Origin of the sequence: Flavobacterium hibernum (assembly GCF_000832125.1) — a bacterium.
Taxonomy (GTDB): Bacteria; Bacteroidota; Bacteroidia; order Flavobacteriales; family Flavobacteriaceae; genus Flavobacterium; species Flavobacterium hibernum.
Genome location: NZ_JPRK01000011.1, coordinates 444,892 through 464,586, shown reverse-complemented (window position 1 = coordinate 464,586; position 19,695 = coordinate 444,892). Strand labels below are relative to the sequence as shown.

Annotated in this window: 14 protein-coding genes; 7 read left to right on the top strand and 7 right to left on the bottom strand. The window is 33.0% G+C overall.

From position 1 onward, the window contains the following. Positions 1-682: T9SS sorting signal type C domain-containing protein (locus IW18_RS14835; RefSeq protein ID WP_041518677.1), on the top strand; the 682-nt coding region annotated here is incomplete at its 5' end. A 71-nt stretch (positions 683-753) separates the two neighbouring features. On the opposite strand, the gene IW18_RS14830 is transcribed toward IW18_RS14835, so the two are convergent. The 4 genes from IW18_RS14830 to IW18_RS14815 all read right to left on the bottom strand — a co-directional run bounded on the left by IW18_RS14830 (position 754) and on the right by IW18_RS14815 (position 4,448). Continuing rightward, positions 754-1,620 (bottom strand): cupin-like domain-containing protein, encoded by an 867-nt coding sequence (locus IW18_RS14830; protein WP_041518647.1) that lies wholly within the window; start codon positions 1,618-1,620, stop codon positions 754-756. A gap of 80 nt (positions 1,621-1,700) precedes the next feature. Then, the gene (bioB, locus tag IW18_RS14825) at positions 1,701-2,789 is read right to left on the bottom strand and encodes a biotin synthase BioB (protein ID WP_041518646.1); all 1,089 of its coding nucleotides are present in this window, start codon (positions 2,787-2,789) and stop codon (positions 1,701-1,703) included. A gap of 172 nt (positions 2,790-2,961) precedes the next feature. Next, positions 2,962-3,399: a hypothetical protein gene (locus IW18_RS14820; RefSeq protein ID WP_041518645.1), complete on the bottom strand. Its 438-nt coding sequence runs from the start codon at positions 3,397-3,399 to the stop codon at positions 2,962-2,964. Between the two features lie 119 nt (positions 3,400-3,518). After that, positions 3,519-4,448 carry a bifunctional riboflavin kinase/FAD synthetase gene (locus IW18_RS14815; RefSeq protein WP_041518644.1) on the bottom strand — a complete coding sequence of 310 codons (930 nt, stop codon included), beginning with the start codon at positions 4,446-4,448 and terminating at the stop codon, positions 3,519-3,521. A gap of 198 nt (positions 4,449-4,646) precedes the next feature. Between IW18_RS14815 and IW18_RS14810 the strand changes: the two genes are divergently transcribed. Continuing rightward, positions 4,647-7,337 carry a zinc-dependent metalloprotease gene (locus IW18_RS14810; protein ID WP_041518643.1) on the top strand — a complete coding sequence of 897 codons (2,691 nt, stop codon included), beginning with the start codon at positions 4,647-4,649 and terminating at the stop codon, positions 7,335-7,337. Between the two features lie 19 nt (positions 7,338-7,356). Here IW18_RS14810 and IW18_RS14805 read toward each other — a convergent pair whose 3' ends face one another. Next, positions 7,357-8,040, bottom strand: coding sequence for a ComF family protein (locus IW18_RS14805; protein ID WP_041518642.1), 684 nt, complete (start codon positions 8,038-8,040; stop codon positions 7,357-7,359). A 98-nt stretch (positions 8,041-8,138) separates the two neighbouring features. On the opposite strand from IW18_RS14805, the gene IW18_RS14800 reads away from it, so the two are divergent. The 5 genes from IW18_RS14800 to IW18_RS14780 all read left to right on the top strand — a co-directional run bounded on the left by IW18_RS14800 (position 8,139) and on the right by IW18_RS14780 (position 14,188). Continuing rightward, positions 8,139-9,677, top strand: coding sequence for a glycine--tRNA ligase (locus IW18_RS14800; protein ID WP_041518641.1), 1,539 nt, complete (start codon positions 8,139-8,141; stop codon positions 9,675-9,677). A gap of 269 nt (positions 9,678-9,946) precedes the next feature. After that, positions 9,947-10,753, top strand: coding sequence for a LytR/AlgR family response regulator transcription factor (locus IW18_RS14795; protein ID WP_041518640.1), 807 nt, complete (start codon positions 9,947-9,949; stop codon positions 10,751-10,753). Positions 10,754-10,929: 176 nt separating this feature from the next. Then, positions 10,930-11,289 carry a hypothetical protein gene (locus IW18_RS14790; protein ID WP_041518639.1) on the top strand — a complete coding sequence of 120 codons (360 nt, stop codon included), beginning with the start codon at positions 10,930-10,932 and terminating at the stop codon, positions 11,287-11,289. 153 nt (positions 11,290-11,442) lie between these two features. Beyond that, positions 11,443-13,500: a tetratricopeptide repeat-containing sensor histidine kinase gene (locus IW18_RS14785; RefSeq protein ID WP_041518638.1), complete on the top strand. Its 2,058-nt coding sequence runs from the start codon at positions 11,443-11,445 to the stop codon at positions 13,498-13,500. Beyond that, a complete protein-coding gene (locus IW18_RS14780; RefSeq protein ID WP_041518637.1) occupies positions 13,490-14,188 on the top strand; it encodes a response regulator in 699 nt (232 codons plus the stop codon). The genes IW18_RS14785 and IW18_RS14780 overlap by 11 nt, the downstream gene beginning before the upstream one ends. 86 nt (positions 14,189-14,274) lie before the next feature. Here IW18_RS14780 and thiL read toward each other — a convergent pair whose 3' ends face one another. After that, complete coding sequence (gene thiL, locus IW18_RS14775; RefSeq protein ID WP_041518636.1) at positions 14,275-15,321, bottom strand: thiamine-phosphate kinase; 1,047 nt, start codon at positions 15,319-15,321, stop codon at positions 14,275-14,277. A 111-nt stretch (positions 15,322-15,432) separates the two neighbouring features. Further along, positions 15,433-19,491 carry a T9SS type B sorting domain-containing protein gene (locus IW18_RS14770; RefSeq protein WP_084607956.1) on the bottom strand — a complete coding sequence of 1,353 codons (4,059 nt, stop codon included), beginning with the start codon at positions 19,489-19,491 and terminating at the stop codon, positions 15,433-15,435. Positions 19,492-19,695 lie beyond the last annotated feature (204 nt).

The window sequence follows — 19,695 nt, the reverse complement described above, 5'->3', positions numbered from 1 at the left end:
AGCTATCGAGAAAAATCGTGTTTGGCTTAATATGACCAGCACCGGAGGAGCTTTTAAACAATTGTTGGTGGCATATGTAGAAGGCGCAACCAATGATTACGAAAGCAGATATGATGGACTAACTTTTAGTGCTAATCCAACTCTTGATTTCTATAGCGTTAACAATACGAGTAAATTTGTAATACAAGGTCGTGCTTTACCATTTGTAGATACAGACATTGTTCCGTTGGGATATAAAAATACAATTGCAGGAGATTTGACGATCTCTATAGATGAGGTTGACGGTAAAATGACGAATCAAGCTATTTATATTGAAGATAAAACAACAGGAGAAATTCATGATTTAAGAGCAAGTAATTATACTTTTAGATCAGAAATAGGAACTTTTCTAGATCGTTTAGTTTTACGTTACACCTCAAGAACGTTAGGAACAGCAAATTTTGAAAATCTTGAAAATGGTATTTTAGTTTCAGTAAAAAACAAAGTAATCAATCTTTTATCATCCAAAGAAAACATAAAAGAAGTTACAGTTTTTGATATATCAGGAAAAGTAATTTACAATAAAAAGAAGGTTGGGAATACAGAGTTACAGATCACAAATTTACCATCAGGCGATCAGGTACTACTGGTAAAAGTAACTTTGGAAAATGATTTTACGACAACTAAAAAAATGATTTTTTAGTGAATAAGAAATAAAAAAACAGCTATAGATCATAAAACTATAGCTGTTTTTTTATTGCTTTAAATTGATATTTAAAAAGTCTTTTGCAAATTTTCGTTTGTCTTAGTAATTGCTTTTTCATTCTTGTAATCAATCCATTTTTGACCTTTAAATTTTCGCATCAAAATATCAAAATGACGCATAATGAAAACATTATAAACCGCTTTTGATAAATTGGTAATGTTTTTAGGAAAAGCCCTCAGACTCATCGAAAACCCTGGCGTCAAATATTTCATATAATGCCAGTATCCTTCAGGCATATATAATGTTTCACCGTGTTTAAGATTAGTAATAAATCCATTTGCATTCTTAAGAGCAGGAAATTTTTCGTAATCAGGATTGTCAAAGTCAATATCTTCTCTAGAAATTAATGCATGCGGAACTTTGTATAGGTATTTAGACTGATCGGGAGCAAAAAGCATGCATTGCTTTTCACCGTTAAAATGAAAATGTAAAATATTAGAGTAATCAATATCATAGTGCATAAACACTTTTGAGTTTTCTCCGCCAAAAAACAGCATCGGCATTTGTTTGACTAATTTTAAGCCAATATCAGGCCATAAAAAGTCATCTTTAAGCAAAGGCACTTCTTTCATTAAATTGTAAAGAAAAATGCGGTAATTTGTGGGTTTGGACTGCAGGAGATCAATGTAATCGCTCATTTTCATTTTAGTATGAGCTTCGTTGAAGCCATCTTTATGATTTACGGGTCTATTATCGTATAAAGGAACGATAGTGTCGCCAGCGATTTCATTAATATAAGATAATTTCCATTTATGGTAAGCCGGCCAATCTTCGGTTAGCTCTTCAATTACAACAGGAATTTGTTTTTTTACATATTGGGAAATAAAATCAGCTTTTGAGATTTTTTTTACCCTTTCGATTTGTTTTAACTTCATCTCTTTAAATAAAAAATTGCTTATAACTCTGAGTCATAAGCAATTTAAAAATATTTATTGAGATTTGTTAACTCTATTAATTAATTTTTTGATTTAATAGAAGCTTCCAGATTTTTTTCGATAGTGTGTCCCGGTCTTGACCATTTAGGTTTTTCTCCTAATGCAGCAAATTGAGAATCAGCTGCTTCGACCGTTTGTGGTTGCGAAACTTTAGTAAAGGGTTTTTGTGGAATCAATCCTAACATCTCAAACATTTTCATGTCTTCGTGTACATCCGGATTTGGAGTAGTAAGTAATTTATCTCCTGCAAAAATAGAATTTGCACCAGCAAAAAAGCACATAGCTTGTCCTTCGCGGCTCATACTAGTTCTTCCTGCAGATAAACGAACTTGTGTTTCTGGCATTATAATTCTTGTAGTTGCTACCATTCGAATCATTTCCCAGATTTCAACTGGTTTTTCTTCTTCCATTGGAGTTCCTTCAACAGCAACCAAAGCATTAATTGGCACAGATTCCGGTTGAGGATTTAAAGTCGAAAGCGCAACAAGCATTCCAGCTCTGTCTTCGATACTTTCTCCCATTCCAATAATTCCTCCACTACAAACCGTAACATTCGTTTTACGAACATTTTCGATTGTTTGTAAACGGTCTTCAAAACCACGTGTAGAAATTACGTCTTTATAATATTCTTCAGAAGTATCTAAATTGTGATTGTAAGCATATAAACCTGCTTCTGCCAAACGTTGAGCTTGATTTTCGGTAATCATACCCAAAGTACAACAAACCTCCATGTCAAGTTTATTAATGGTACGAACCATTTCTAAAACTTGGTCAAATTCTTCACCATCTTTAACATTTCTCCAGGCAGCACCCATACATACGCGAGATGATCCGCTAGATTTTGCACGTAAAGCTTGGGCCTTTACCTGACTTACACTCATTAAATCATTTCCTTCTACACCAGTGTTGTAACGTGCAGCTTGCGGGCAATAACCGCAATCCTCTGGACAACCTCCAGTTTTGATAGAAAGTAAAGTTGATACCTGAACTACGTTCGGATCATGTTTTTCTCTATGAATAGTTGCTGCTTCATACAACAAGTCCATCATAGGTTTATTATATATGGCGATTATCTCGTCTTTTGTCCAATTGTGTTTTGTAATGCTCATCGATACATTGTTTTTGAAGCTTCAAAAGTAGTTAAATTGTTCTAATCAACCAATGCTGAATCCTGTAAATGAATATTTGGCGGTTATTTTCAAAAAAGAAACACTCTAAAATCATAAAATTGTATTTTTTTATGATTTTAGAGTGCTAAAAAGTTTGATTTATTTTGAAAAATTAATCGGCTACATATTTATTACCCCAATATAACATCATCAACAAAGTTACAATTACCGAAGAGGCAATTCCTTCAAACAATAAACAGATGCAATAAGTGGGTACGGATGGATTTCCTCCAAACATGAATGTTTCTGATAGTGTTCGTACATAAGCGTCTCCTCCTCTCGCATAACTATAAACCAATAATCCAAAAACACTTAACGCCACGCCAACTACAGAAGTTGCCATTGCAGAAACAGCATTTGACACAAAATTGGTTTCACCTTCACGAAGGTTCATTCGCATAGTTCTGTTTACGCCATAAAATATAAAGAACACATTCAGGACACGTAAATAAAATAAATGGGCTAAACCTAAAACGTTCATCAATAAAAAATAAATGCCAATACCAAGGAATATCAAAAAACCATTGGTTATTTCTTTAGGTAGTTTCATAGTGGTTATTTTTAAAGAAGTTAATAGTAAATATTTGATAAACAGTGTTGTATATCAAATTTACTAAAAAAATAACTACGATGATTTAAAAAAGGCAAAAAGTATTTTAAGGTTTTATTTTAAAGCTGTTCAATAAAAGTTAAAGCCTCTTTTTTATCTTGATTTAATTGAGCAATAAGTAAGTCTAATGAACCAAATTTTTGTTCTTCGCGAAGATATTGTAATAATATAATCTCGATTTTTTGACCATAAATATCAGCATCAAAGTCAAAAAGATTTACTTCGATAGTTTGTTTTTGACCGTTTACCGTTGGATTAAAACCAATATTCATCATCCCAAAAACTTCTTTTTGGTCGATAATTGCTTTAACCACATAGGCACCATTTCTTGGAATTAATTTATAGTCTTCTTCGATTTGGATATTTGCAGTTGGAAAACCAATAGTTCGTCCTAATTGTTTTCCTTTAACAACTTCACCAGACAAAAAATAATCGTAGCCCAAATATTCATTGGCTAAATCCATATTTCCTTCGTTCAGCGCTTTTCTGATTTTTGTTGAACTCACAGAAACATCTTGAATTTCCTGAGCCGAAATTTGTTCAACTTCAAAACCATATTCAGCTCCAAAAGCAATTAAATCGTCAATATTGGCCGTTCTGTTTCTTCCGAAACGATGATCATGTCCAATAATAATTTTTTGAATATGAAATTGTTCTACTAAAATAGAATGTACAAATTCTTCGGCAGTTAATCTGGAGAAACTTTCGTTAAACGGATGGATAACAAGATTTTCTATTCCGGTTGCTTCCAGAAGTTTCGTTTTTTCAGCAATGGTATTCAAAAGTTTTATTTCTGATTTTTCTTGCAATACCATTCTTGGATGCGGAAAAAATGTGAGTACTAAACTTTCGTATTTTCCGTTTTCTGTGTTTTGAGTAATTCGTTCCAGAATTTTTTTATGTCCAATATGTACGCCGTCAAAGGTGCCAAGAGTTAAAATTGTTTTCTTGGTTGACTGAAAATCGTTTATAGAATGAAAGAGCTTCAAAACAAATAATTTAAGATGGTGCAAATTTATACTATTCTATTTTAAATTTAATGCTAAGCTTTATTGATTTTTTGACTGCAACTGGTTTCTTTTTGTTAAAACAAGTTAACTCGTCGATCAAAAAGTAATAATTGTCTTGTTTATGTAAGAATTTCATTTAATTCGCTTAATTTTGATAAATCAATTGTTGACTAGAGTATGAAAGAAAAATTACTTTTTTTATTTTTATTTTTTTGTTGTGCGGCTATTCACGCTCAAAGTGACGACTTGTGGCAAAAAGTAAGTCCAACTTCAGTCAGTAAAAAAGTAAATTCATCAGATTCTGAAACACTTTATTATAAACTAAATATTGATTTTTTAAAGGCAAAACTTTCCGCCACAACAAGTAAGTCAACTATTACATCAGAAATTACAATCCCAAATTCAAAAGGTATTTTAGAAAAATTCACTGTTTGGGAATCTTCAAATTTTGAACCGGAACTACAAGCAAAATATCCGGAAATTAGAGCCTATGAAGGAAGTGGTTTAGATGATAAATCGGCTAGAATTTATTTTAGCGTTGCACCAATCGGAATGCAAACAATGGTGTTTCGTGCCAATAAGCCATCGGAATATATTGAACAGAATCCTAACGATAAGTCTGGTTATGTTTTGTTTACCTCCAGGAATAATTTAGAATCTACTTCGCGAATGGTTTGTGGAGTTAAAGATGTTTTAGATAAAAATACATCAACAAGTAAAACGGCAAAACCAGCGGCAAATAATAAAGTATTTAAAACATTTCGTTTAGCACTTTCATGCACAGGAGAATATGCCGCTTTTTTTGGCGGAACAAAACTTGGCGCATTGGGAGGAATGAATGCTACTTTGTCAAGAGTAAATGGCGTTTTTAATAAAGATCTGGCTTTAAGAGTAGTTTTAATTGCTAATAATGATAATGTAATATACACTGATCCTGGAACAGATCCCTATTCGATTGCCAGTATTGGAACATCAGTTGATAAGACTGACGGTAATGATTTTTGGAGTAAAGAAGTTCAAAGTACACTTACAAGTGAAATTGGAGAAGCTAATTATGATATTGGACATTTATTTGGAGGTTCCGGCGGCGGCGGTAACGCAGGATGTATTGGTTGTGTTTGTGATAGCCCAACTGCAACGAATGCTATAGGAAAAGGAAGTGCTTATACATCACCTTCAGACGGAAGACCGCAAGGAGATAGTTTTGATATTGATTATGTAGCTCATGAAATGGGACATCAATTTGGAGCTGCTCATACGTTTTCATATAACTCACAAGAACGAACCAATGTAAATGTAGAGCCAGGAAGTGGTTCTACTATTATGGGTTATGCCGGTATTACAAAGGATTATGATGTTCAGAATTTTTCTGATGATTACTTTGCTTATGCTAGTATTCTTCAAATTCAAAATAATCTTTCGGCAAAAACTTGTTCCGTTAATACACCAATAACTAATAATCCTCCAACGATTGATGCCGGAATAGATTATACAATACCAATAAGCACTGCATTTGTTTTAAAAGGAACTGGCTCAGATCCAGATGGAGACACTGTCACTTATAATTGGGAAGAATATGATAGTGCAATAACAACTTCTTTTTCAACCAGTATTGCATATCCAACAAAACCAGACGGGCCTTTGTTTAGGTCAGTGCTTCCAAGTAGTTCACTAATTCGATATATGCCAAGTTTGAGTACAGTACTTCAGAATAAGTTAACCACAACTTGGGAATCTGTTTCCTCTATTGCAAGAACATTGCATTTTACATTAACAGGAAGGGATAATGCGGCGCAAGGAGCAGCACAAACTAACTCTGATGCAATGATTGTAAATGTGGTTGCTACTGCTGGGCCATTTACTGTTACTTCTCAAAATACAGATAATATAAGTTGGCCAAAAGGCTCAAGTCAAACTGTAACTTGGAATGTTAATAATACTAACACTTTGCAAGGTTCTTCAAATGTAAATATCAAATTATCTATCGATGGAGGTTTGACGTTTCCAATAACCTTAGCTTCAAGTACAGCAAACGATGGGTCAGAAGCAATTCAGGTTCCAACAAGCGTCGAAGCTTCAATAAATTGTAGGCTTTTGATTGAGCCAACCGAAAATATTTATTATGCAATAAATAGTAAAACCTTTGCTATAGGTTATACATCGACCACAACTTGCGATTCGTATAGTTTTGGAAACGCATTTTCAATTCCTTTTGGGTCAGCTTTTACCACAAAAACAGTCAATGTGCCGGCTTCTACAGGAATAGTCTCAGATGTAAATGTTATGGTGAATTTTACCCATGAAAGACTTTCTGATGTTGAAATTCAAATCGTAAATCCACAAGGAACAATTGTAAACTTGTATAGTAAAAGTTGCGGAGATATTCAATCTACCTTAATACTTCAGTACGATGATTCGGGAGTCAATTTAGATTGTTCAAAAACAACCAGTCAAATTGTGATTCCAGTTAACTTATTAAGTGCTTTTAATGGTCAAAATCCGCAGGGAACTTGGACTTTTAGAGTTCGTGACGCCGTTACAGGAAAATTTGGAACAATAAATTCGGCATCGTTAAATGTTTGCAATCAAACGTATACATTAGGAAACCCTGATGTTGAAAATGTTGCTTTTATATTATATCCAAATCCAAACAAAGGAAATTTTACAATTCAATTTAAAAGTGATTCAATAAATAGAGTTCAGATTTATGTACACGATGCTTTAGGTAAAAAAGTATATTCAAACTCATTTGATAGTACGGATTATTTTAATCAAAATATTCAATTGTCAAATGTGTCTTCGGGAATTTATCTAGTTACCGTTATTGACGGTGACAGAAGAACTGTTAAGAAAATAATTGTGAATTAAAACGGTTGTAATCCAAGCTTTAAGAGTTCGCAATTGCCATACAAACAATACTAATTTTTGCGCCCGGAATCTTTCGTAAAGCGCGGGAACAAGCTTCAAGAGTCGCTCCAGTAGTGAGAACATCGTCTATAAGTAAGAAATGTTTGTTTTGATTTTCTTTTGTTGAATGGATATCAAATATGCTTTCGATGTTTTCAGATCTTCCCAGTAAATTCTTTTTTGATTGAGTTTTAGAATATTTCTTTCGGAATAAAATAGTATCATCATATTTTAGATTTAAACCATTTGCCAGAGTTTTTCCAAAAATGGTAACTTGATTGTATCCTCGTTCCTTAAGTTTTCTAGGGTGGAGCGGAACAGGAATTACAATATCGAAAGCGTTTTCTAATTTTAAGCCTTTTAAATCTTCAACATACCAATTTCCCAAAACAGTACCAATTTCTTCATGACCTTTGTATTTTAGATTATGAATTAGTTCCTGAACGATTCCTTTTTTATTAAAATACAATAAAGCCGATGCATATTCGATGTCAATTTTGCCATAAAATTTCTTGACCGCTTGATTTTTTGGGTCTAAATGATATTGAGTAAGAGGCATTTCATGGCGACAAGTAGTGCATAAAACAGTTTCATTTGTAATTAGAATAGCGCGGCATCCACTGCAAATCTTAGGAAAAAAGAGATTGATTATAAAATTAAACACAAATAGAAAGAATTTAGTTACAAAAATAATCAAATCGATTCTTCAATCTTTGTTTTTTTTCTTTTTTTTAAACGTACTTTTTATATTTTTGCATCACTATGGCAAAACAAGAAGATATATTTAAGAATGTGGTTTCGCACGCAAAAGAGTACGGATTTATTTTTCCGTCAAGCGAAGTATACGATGGATTGAGTGCAGTGTATGATTATGCACAAAATGGTGTCGAGTTAAAAAAGAATATCCGTGAATATTGGTGGAAATCAATGGTTCAGATGAATGAGAATATTGTAGGCCTTGATGCTGCAATATTAATGCATCCAACAACTTGGAAAGCTTCAGGCCACGTTGATGCTTTCAATGATCCATTAATTGATAATAAAGATTCGAAAAAGAGATATAGAGCTGACGTTTTAGTCGAAGATTATGCTGAAAAGTTAAATCAAAAAGCTCAAAAAGAAATTGAAAAAGCAAGAGCTCGTTTTGGCGATGCATTCAATGAAGAAGAATTTGTTACAACAAATGCTCGTGTTATAGAATATCTTTCAAAATACAAAGAAATTTTATCAAGACTTGCAAAAGGAATGAGCGAAGATCTTCAGGATGTAAAAGCTTTAATAGAAGAATTAGAAATTGCTGATCCTGAAACTGGTTCTAGAAACTGGACAGATGTAAAGCAATTCAACTTAATGTTCGGTACTAAACTTGGTGCTTCTGCAGATTCGGCAATGGATTTATATTTACGTCCGGAAACAGCTCAAGGTATTTTTGTGAATTTCCTAAACGTTCAGAAATCTGGTCGTATGAAAGTTCCATTTGGAATTGCTCAAACAGGTAAAGCATTTAGAAATGAAATTGTTGCAAGACAGTTTATTTTCCGTATGCGTGAATTTGAACAAATGGAAATGCAATTTTTCGTTCGTCCGGGTGAAGAAATGAAATGGTACCACCATTGGAAAGAAACACGTTTAAACTGGCACTTATCTTTAGGATTAGGAAAAGAGAATTACCGTTTTCACGATCACGAAAAATTAGCGCATTATGCAAATGCCGCAGCAGATATTGAGTTTAACTTCCCATTTGGTTTCAAAGAATTAGAGGGTATTCACTCAAGAACAGATTTCGACTTAAAAGCACACGAACAATATTCAGGTAGAAAATTACAGTATTTTGATCCTGAATTAAATGAAAACTATGTACCATATGTAGTAGAAACTTCAGTTGGTTTAGATCGTATGTTCCTGGCTGTTTTTGCAACATCATTACAAGAAGAAACTCTTGAAGATGGTTCTACAAGAACAGTTCTTAAATTACCTTCGGTTTTAGCGCCAACAAAAGCAGCTATTTTACCGTTGGTTAAAAAAGACGGTTTACCTGATATCGCTAGAAAAATCATCGAAGATTTAAAATGGGATTTCAGTGTGGCTTATGATGAAAAAGATGCAGTAGGTCGTCGTTACAGAAGACAAGATGCACTTGGAACTCCGTTTTGTATTACTGTAGATCATCAGACAATCGAAGATCAAACAGTAACAATTCGTCATAGAGATACAATGAAGCAAGACAGAGTTAAAATTTCTGAATTAAAAGATATTATTGAAAACGAAGTTTCAATGAAAAATTGGTTGATGAAAATGTAGTTTTCTCCATTATGACCCTATAAATCCCAAATTCCTTAACGGAGTTTGGGATTTTTTTAATTTTAAATTAATGTATTTCATCGGACTTTTTTGCATTTCATCTTTATGTGTTAACATTTGAATGCAATGTATTAACAATGAAATAGTAGAATAGTTGAAATTCGTATTTTTAATTGCGAATAAAATGTCAAAAAAAAATTTTTCAAAAGTATTGATGAAGCTAGAGAGATAGTTGTCGGGGATTCATGAAAAAGCAATAGAAACTAAAATTGAAAAAGTATTCGTATATTATTATTGATGATGATGCTGAGAGTATTTTGAAAACCAGAACAATTGCAGAAGGTTTTTCAGAATTAACTTTTCTGGGATCGGCTACGAATTACCAACAAGGATTGCATTTAGTTTTGGAACATAAACCGTGCGTTGTTTTTTTAGAAATTGATCCGAATGAAATATCTAGTAATCTATCGCTTTTATTTATAAATGAACTTTATAGGTTCTTATCCTTTTTGCCCAAAATAATAATAACAACAACTTATAAAGAACTAGCCTTCGAGGCAATTCAATATAATGTTTTCGATTATATATTAAAACCTGTCCAATCAATAGATTTGTTGAAGACAGTACTAAAACTGGAAAAAGTTTTACATGAAACAGATTCAGTTGAGGTGCATAAAGAAGCGCCATGCGCGCTTCCTGCTGTGCAAGCACCAAAAAATATCGAAAGTCCGCTCATAATATGTATAAAATCATATGGAGATTATCGATACATAAATTCGGCAGATATTTGTTATTTCCAAGCCGATAATAATTCGACAGATATTTATTTAAATTCTGGCGATATGATAACAGCTTTTAAAACATTAAAGCATTTTGAGAGTATTTTGACTCATCCGTTTATTCGAATTCATAATAGTTATATCATCAATAAAAATTATATTTCGAGAATTCATAACGGAAGCTCAGTTTGTTACATAAAAAACTCTCCCAAAAAAATACCTTTCTCTAAAACCTACAAGTCAAATGTCGATCTAATTATTGCGGCATTTACAGAAGGTAATTATCTAGAAGTCTAAAAATTAGATATTTACATTGATTTGATACCCATTGACTACCAATTGGGTATGATTTACCATAAACTGGTTTTTTCGTATAAATTTTTTTCAATTGTAGAATTAGTTTTACACCATGATTCGCAGCAAGCAATCATTTTGAACCCTTAAAAAAAAATCATACATAAAAACCTCAAATCATGAAAAAAACAGCTTTAACATTCGGATTATTCTCTTTAGTATTAGTGACAACTTCATTTGTAACTCCACAAACAGTTTCACATTCTTATACTAATGGAGCAATGGATATTGATGGTGGACAAAGAGGAAATGACAGAAAAAAAACTGATGATTTCGCAATGTCTACAGATATCGATGGTGGACAAAGAGCAAATGACAGAAAGAAAACTGATGATGTTGTATTGATCGCAGATATCGATGGTGGACAAAGAGCAAATGACAGAAAGAAAACAGATGATATCGCAATGGTTTCAGATATCGACGGTGGACAAAGAGCAAACGACAGAAAGAAAACAGACGATTTTTCAGTATTGTCTTAAATTAAAAAGTTTTACATTGATAACCAATCTGTTGGTGCAATTGTAAAACTAGAATAAGAAATAAACAGAATAAAAGTAAAAGGTTACCAATTTTTTGGTAACCTTTTTTTGTATGTATAGTTTTAGTATTTTTGATGAAATTCCAAAAAGATATTGAAAAATAAGTACACTATATTGTTCCTTTTATTTGTTATCTTTTTTGGATGTACCAAGAAAGGTAAAGGATCAAAAGATTTAGCTTCACCAGAAGATAGCCTGGCTATTTATTTATCATTGGCAAATGATGATGACTTACCGTTTGAATCAAAGCAGAAATACAATAAAAAAGCATTTGATGTAATTGTAAATCAAGAAGATGATTCGCTTACAAGAGTGAATTTGTTTAAGGTTGCCAACCGATATTACAATATGAATGATTGGAAAGGTTACCAAAACACGACCAAACTTATTTTGCAAAAATCTAAAATGAGTAAAGATTCTGCCGGTACAGCTAAAGCTTATATTTATTTGGGCGATTTTTATAGGTCACAGGTAATTTCTGATAGCGCGTTTATGAGTTATTTTAATGCAGAGAAAATATTCTCACGTATTAATGACAAATTTAATCTCGCTAAAACATTTTTAAGCAAAGCACAATTACAATTTGACGAAGGTGATCTTTTTGAAAGTGAGATTACAGTTTTTAAAGCATTACGAATTTTAAAACAACAAAAAAATGTAAGCAATCAGCTTTATGATTGTTACAATCTTTTAGGAATATTATTCAATGAACGCGAAGAGTTTGACAAAGCCTTAGAGTTTCATAACAATGCTTTAACGACCCTTAACGACAAATCAATACCAAGCTGGCTTCAATTAAAGGCAAGTTCCTTAAATAATATAGGATTTGTATATTTAAATAAACATGATTACGCTAAAGCAAAAAAGTATTTTCAAAATGGCTTAGAACAAAAGAATTTATTAATAGATGACCCTACTTTATATGCTATGTTACTTGATAATTTGGCATATTCTAAATTTAAATTGAAAGAAACTCAAGGGCTTCCTAATCAATTTTACGAAGCATTAAAAATCAGAGATAGTTTAAAATTGACTTCGGGTATAATATTAAATAAAATACATTTGTCCGAGTATTATGCAGCAAATAACGATACTTCTAAAGCTGTTCAGTTTTCCAGACAAGCTTTGCAATTATCCAGAAATTCAAAAAAATTAAGAAATACATTAGAAGCCCTTAAGCAAATTACGGTTGTTGACCCACATAATGCGCCGGCTTATTCTAACGAGTATATTCAGATTAATGAAAAATTGCAGAAGGCTGAACGAAAAATGGGCGAAAAATTCTCGCGTATTGAGTATGAAACCAACGAGATAAAAGATCAAAATTCAAACCTGCAGGAAAAAAATAAAACATTAGTTTATATTTTTAGTATTTGTACTTTAGTTGGATTGTTTTTTTATGTTTATAAAACGCAACAAGCAAAAAACAGAGAATTACTTTTTAAACAACAACAGCAAATTGCAAATGAAGATATTTATAATTTGATGATTTCTCAGCAAAATGATATCGAATTAACAAGAATCAGAGAAAAGAAAAAAGTGGCTCAGGAGTTACATGATGGGGTTTTGGGCCGAATGTTTGGAGTGAGGATAAGTTTGGATAGTTTAGATAAAATAGATGAAGTACAAGCCGCGCCAAAAAGGAAAAAATACTTAACAGAACTTAAACATATAGAAGAAGATATACGTGAAATATCGCATGATCTAAACAGAGAGAAATCAGAGTTAATTAATAATTTTGTGGCAATTTTAAACAAATTGTTTGAAAACCAACAAAGCACTTATGATTCAGAATTAATAACATTTTTTGATCCACACATTAAGTGGGAATTAGTCAATAATACCGTTAAAATTAATTTATATAGAATTGTTCAGGAAGCACTTCAAAATTGCAATAAATATGCAAATGCCAACATCATTAGAGTAGAATTTAAAAGTGAAATTGATTATTTGTTTTTATCTATTTTTGATGATGGACTTGGCTTTAATGTAAAGAGAACAAAAAGTGGTATAGGAATACAAAATATTCAATATAGAGCTGCAGAATGTAAAGGTAACGCTACTATAAAATCTGCCAAGGGAGAGGGGACTCTTCTAATAATTAAAGTTCCAATCGATCAAAAAATTAACCTGCAAAACAATGACAATTGATTCACAAAATCCTATTCAGCAATTAACTAAACGAAATGTTTTAATTGTCGATGATCATCCTTTTATTATAGAAGGATACAAAAATGCGATAACGCGTTATAATCCGAAGGAATATGAGTTTCTTATTTCGCAAGCTCATGATTGCAAGTCAGGTTATGATTTAATTGAGGACGAGCAAACACCAGATTTTGATGTAGCATTTTTAGACATTAGCATGCCTGCTTACGAAGATAGAGATATTTTTTCCGGAGAAGATTTGGCAAAGCTCATTTTGAAAAAAATGCCAAATTGCAAAGTTATTCTATTAACGATGTACACGGAATTGCTAAAAATCAAAACAATTATTAGAACCATAAGCCCAAATGGTTTGATAATTAAAAACGATCTTACTTTTGACGAATTGCTTTTTGCATTTGATAAAGTAATGAAAAGTGATAAATACTACAGTCAGTCAGTTCAAAAAATGCTTAATCAATCAACGCATAATTCAATTGAAATAGATGAGTTTGATAAGCAGATTTTATTCCATTTGTCAAAAGGAACACTTATTGAAGATATGCCTCAGTACATTCCGATTTCGTTGAATGCGATTAAAAAGCGTAAACTTAGTCTCAAAGAATTACTCAAAGTAAAGGCTGGTACTGATGAAGAATTAGTAAAAGAAGCAAAAAGCAAAGGGCTTTTTTAATATAAAAAGTCAATAAAAAAAATCCAAATTCCAACGACATAATATGTATTGGAATTTGGATTTTTTTTATTGACTTTTTAAATAGATTATTCGCTTAAAGCATCCCAGCCACGAGCTTTCAAGGCAATTTTTGTGCTGGCGCGGGTAACTAAATGTATACCTTCACTTTCGTCTGCCATATGCCCAATGATCGAAAAGTTTGGATTTCCTTTAATTTTATCAAAATCATTAATGTCAATCGTAAATAAAAGTTCATAATCTTCACCACCATTAATAGCCACAGTTGTACTATCAATATTAAATTCTTCGCAAGTCGAAATAAACTGTGGATCTAAAGGAAGTTTATCTTCATATAAATTACAACCTACTTTAGATTGTTTGCAAATATGAATAATTTCAGATGATAATCCGTCTGAAATATCGATCATAGATGTTGGTTTAATTTCAAGAGCATGTAATAACGTTCTAACATCTTTACGAGCCTCAGGTTTCAACTGACGTTCGATTAAGTAGCTGTACATATCTAAATCTGGCTGACTATTTGGATTAACCTGAAAAACTTGTTTTTCACGTTCTAAAACCTGTAATCCCATGTAAGCAGCACCAATATCTCCTGTTACTACAAGAAGATCTGTTTGTTTTGCACCATTTCTATAAACTATTTCCTCTTCATTAGCTTCGCCAATTGCAGTAATACTAATAATCAATCCTTTTTGCGATGAGGTAGTATCACCACCAATAACATCAACTTTATATTCTTTTGCAGCGTGTGTAATCCCTTCAAATAATTCTTCTAAGGCTTCTAGTGGAAAACGGTTAGAAACGGCTACAGAAACGGTTATTTGCGTTGGTTTGGCATTCATCGCGCAAATATCAGATAGATTTACAACAACAGATTTGTAACCCAGATGTTTTAGTGGCATATAAGCCAAATCAAAATGAACACCTTCAATTAATAAATCAGTAGAAACTACGACTTTTTTATCCTTAAAATCAAGAACAGCAGCATCGTCGCCAATACTTTTTAGAGTGGATTCCTGAGTAACATCAAAATTTTTGGTTAAATGTTCAATTAAGCCAAACTCGCCTAATTGAGCTATACTGGTACGTTGCGGATTTTTATCTTCGATCATTTTTTCTATATTCCAATGTTTGTAAGTTGCAAAGGTACGAAGTTGATGATTTAATAACTATTATTAAAAAGGATTAGAACCATTTTTAGAGTTTATAGTAAGCGAATACAATTATCTTTTTAAGCTAAAATGAGATTTGAAAACATGCGATACACCATTTTGAGTGTAAAATGTTTGAAACCAATAATCTGAAGATGGGAGAGGGCCACCATTATAATTCCCATCCCATCCTGGACCAGAAGGACTTAATTGTTTGATGAGTTTTCCGTAACGATCAAAAATATTAATAACGGCATCATGCTGAAAAGCAAGATCTGTAATATTCCAAGTATCATTGTAACCATCATTGTTGGGCGTGAAAAATTTAGGATATTTGAGCACATTGGCAATTAAAATCTGATCGTCACATTTTCCTTTAATATCTCTTATAGAAATGGCGTGTTGCCCAGAATCGACATCGTGAAAGATATTATCAGTTTGAAAATTACCATCGTCCAATTGATATTCATAAATTCCAAAACCATTTGTCAAATTTACAATAATGTCAATAGTATCTGTAAAAGCATCCGTAACGGTTACCGTTGCAATAGCTGGACTTGATTTTTCGACTTTAACCGTAGTGGGATTGTAACCACAATCGTCACCAATATTCGGGGTGGTTTTTGTGGAAACAACAGTATAAGTTCCTTCTTGTGTGGCGGAATAAGTTGAACCCGAACTTACTTTGTTGCCCTCTAAAAACCAATCAATTGTATAATTGCTAGAATCAAGCCCAGAGTTTAATAGAGCAGGACTTAGTAGAACACCAGTTTGGTAATCGATACAAATTATTCCGTTTTGTAACTGTAAATTTTTCAAAGGATAAATTGTAATAGAAAAATCGTCTTGCGAAGTACAATTAGAATTTGTGGCAGACGTTGCATAGATATACATTCTTTGGCTCGTATTTATAGAAGTTCCAGCCAAGAAAATTGTTCCGCCTCCATTCGGTTCGCTGTAATAATCGCCAATAGCCAAAGCAGGCAAAGTATAACTCTGACAAATAGCAACATCTGGAGTATTTGTTAATACGGGAGCTGTAGAAATTGTGACTAAAAAACTTTTCTCGCTGGAGCAAGTCGATCGATTACCTGCACTGGCATAAACATAAAGGGTTTGAGAAGATGTTATTAAAGTTCCAGCGGGAATAACAGAACCTTGTCCTTGTGGTTGCGAATAATAATTGCCCAGTTTTAAAGCGGGTAACGTATAACTGTCGCAAACATTTATATCAGCAAAATCGCCAACATCTATACCATTGATATTAACGTTGAAAAAAGTTTCATTACTACACTTTGCAAAATCAGTCCATTCGTTATAAATGTATATCGTTTGATTGGTGTTTATGGTAATTCCTTCATTAAGTTGATTTCCTGAACCATTTGGACCTCCGGTTGCAGTATAATATTTTCCAGTTTTTAACGGTGGTAAAATAAAATCTGTACAAGTCACAACATCTGTAAAATTATCAATTGGCGGAAGAGGTCTTATTTCTACAACAAAATTATGTTCGTTTGAGCACTCAGCTCCTACAGCATAAATGTAAATTTTTTGAGTTTCGGTAATTACATCTCCGGCTTTGAGCATTAGTCCACCGCCATTAGTATCAGTAAAATAATTGCCATTTATTAAAGGAGGTAAAGTATAACTTTCGCATTCAAGCCTATCATTGGGTTTGTCTACTAAAGGCAATGGTTTTATAGTAATTTCGTATTTTAAGTTATTGGTACAATTAGGAAAAGTTGTGGTATTAGCATAATAATAAATAGTTTGTGATGTAGTAATAACCGTTTCGGTAGGAATATTTTTACCCTGACCATTTGGGCTGTCATAATAACCGCCTACTTCGATTGGAGGTAAGGTAAAACTGCCGCATTGCGTAATTTGAACAAAATTCGAAGAGTTGATAATATCAATTTTAAAAGAATATTCATTAGAACATCTTCCATCATTGGCAAAAACAAATACCGTTTGGCTCGAAGTTATTTGGTCTCCCGCATTCAACTGATTTCCTGAGCCGCCAGAGGATGCATAATAATTTCCATTTGTCAAAGGAGGTAAAGTATACAAATCGCATGTAACCACATCAGTGGGTTTGTCAATTAAAGGCAAAGGATGCACCACAAAAGGAACAGCTTCGTCGCGACAGACAACTCCATTAAATGCTGCATAATAATAAATAGTTTGACTGGTTGTCAAAGCTGTTCCCTCTGGGATCTGATCTCCCTTTCCTCCAGATTCTGTAAAAAATGCACCTGCAATTACGCGCGGAACAATGTAGGCGCCACAAGCGTCATTTCCGAATTGGAGTTCATAAATTAAAATTACATTGAAATAATTTTCATTCGAACAAATATTAGGAGCCGTTGCGCTATTGTAAATATAATAGACACCACCTGTTGTAATAACATCACCGGCATTCAGTTTAGTTCCCGTTCCATTTGGCCCAGTATAATAGTTTCCAAATGTAATTGGAGGCAAAGTATAACTATTGCAGGCAACAACATCTGAAAGTGCATCTACAACAGGAAGTGAATAAACGATGACATTAAAATTAGTTGTAGTGTAACAAATAGAACTAGCGGCACTTTCAATTCGTACCCAAATGGGTTGAGGTGATTGTGATAAAGTAGTGATAAAAGATTGCGGATTTGAGATTCTATTACTTCCTGTATTTGCACCTGCTTGAGTGGTGTAATAACTAAAATTAAAATCGGAAGGATTTAATCCGTCAAGAATAGTAGTTTCTTGCACTGTTAAATTGACCGAAACTCGCCCAGACTCCGTATTACAAACACTCAAATCTGCTGGTTTTTTAATAGTGATGGGTGGCGTTACCAACAAATCAAAAGAGATCAAATTGTTGCAATAAAAAGTTTTATTGTAAAGCGGTACCACTTTAATGTATATTTTTTTATTGCCAACACTGGTAAAAGAGTTTAATTGAATTTCTGGAATATTAGGACTGTTTGCATTAGCAGCTGCCAAAGATTCAAAATAATAGAGCATATACTCATTAGGATTAAGCCCCAGTTCGGCTAAATTATTTTGAGTTAAATCGTACTGATAAATTCCATTTGTAGTATAGCAAGCCGTTAGATTTTTTGGAGATTTTATTATCAAATCATTCACAATAACCTCGTCTTTTATAACACAGCCCGAAAGTGTTGCCGTAACGCCATAAGTTCCTGCTTTATTAAGCGTTAAAGAACTATTGGTTTCATTAGGAATTGCAACGCCATCAAGAGTCCATTCGTATACATAATTACCCACTAATCCAGATTGAAGCGTTATTTTTTCGCCCTCGCAAATGGTTCTGTCCGGACCCAAATCCATTGATGTTATAAAACTGCCACCTTTTATAAAAACTGCCGAATCATAATTACTGTCATTATAATCGCCAATTGCCAGCTTTATACTATAAGTCCTGTTTGGGATTACCGTCGATGATGCCGTTAAAACTTTAGTTTCGCCCCGCATATTAATTGCCGACGCTCCGGGATTGGTTACATTAAAATGGTCAAATAAATTGGCGTTTGATGACAAGCAAGACGAATTATATTGCTGATCTCTTATGTTCTTGACAGAAACAGGCGTATCTGTACCCGGAAGCACAGCAAGATTCTTAGAAAGTCCCGTAGTTAAATCAGTTAATATAAAGGCAAAAACATCGCTAAAACCGCATTGAAATTCCCCATATTCGTTGGAAGCAAAAAGAAAATCGAAACTAAAGTTACTCGACAAAGGCGTAAAATCAAATTGAATATAACTTACATCTCGAATAGGAACAAGTTGCCCATTACTGTCACTGATGTTTTGCAAATCAGGATCAGAAGTATTGTTTAGTTGGCTACTTTCATTTGCGCCTGTATAAGCGCCTTCGGTATATTTGGCGATTCCGTTTCGGATAATGATTCCGTCTGAGATAGGGAAATTAGGCGAATTACTGGTGAATTTACCAATACCCTGATGCGACGAAAATTTAAAATTAGTCTCGTTTGCGCAAGCATTTTGCATTAATTCTTGGCGAACTAGTTCCGGAATACTCAAAGTTGTGGTGTCTACTATAACTCCTTGAGATAAAGATATAGTCGAATAAAATAAAAAAAATAGAAGTAGAGGTAGTCTCATAATTCTGATTTTAATTATAGGGGGAGTTTAAAGGTACGAATGATTTTGCTTTTAATTATTGAAAACCAGTGTTTTATGTGTTTAATTGATGCGTATTTTAAAAAAATAAGTTTTAATAAGTTAGAGATTTAGATATAACCCGACAGGTTTGGTTCCGCATGATTAGTCCTGCAAGGTTTAACTCGTACAATAAATATTTAAAAG

Coding starts and splice junctions, on each gene's coding strand:
- IW18_RS14830 (WP_041518647.1), bottom strand. CDS start 1,620: ATGAAGTTAAAACAAATCGAAAGGGTAAAAAAAATCTCAAAAGCTGAT.
- bioB (WP_041518646.1), bottom strand. CDS start 2,789: ATGAGCATTACAAAACACAATTGGACAAAAGACGAGATAATCGCCATA.
- IW18_RS14820 (WP_041518645.1), bottom strand. CDS start 3,399: ATGAAACTACCTAAAGAAATAACCAATGGTTTTTTGATATTCCTTGGT.
- IW18_RS14810 (WP_041518643.1), top strand. CDS start 4,647: ATGAAAGAAAAATTACTTTTTTTATTTTTATTTTTTTGTTGTGCGGCT.
- IW18_RS14800 (WP_041518641.1), top strand. CDS start 8,139: ATGGCAAAACAAGAAGATATATTTAAGAATGTGGTTTCGCACGCAAAA.
- IW18_RS14790 (WP_041518639.1), top strand. CDS start 10,930: ATGAAAAAAACAGCTTTAACATTCGGATTATTCTCTTTAGTATTAGTG.
- IW18_RS14780 (WP_041518637.1), top strand. CDS start 13,490: ATGACAATTGATTCACAAAATCCTATTCAGCAATTAACTAAACGAAAT.
- thiL (WP_041518636.1), bottom strand. CDS start 15,321: ATGATCGAAGATAAAAATCCGCAACGTACCAGTATAGCTCAATTAGGC.
- IW18_RS14770 (WP_084607956.1), bottom strand. CDS start 19,491: ATGAGACTACCTCTACTTCTATTTTTTTTATTTTATTCGACTATATCT.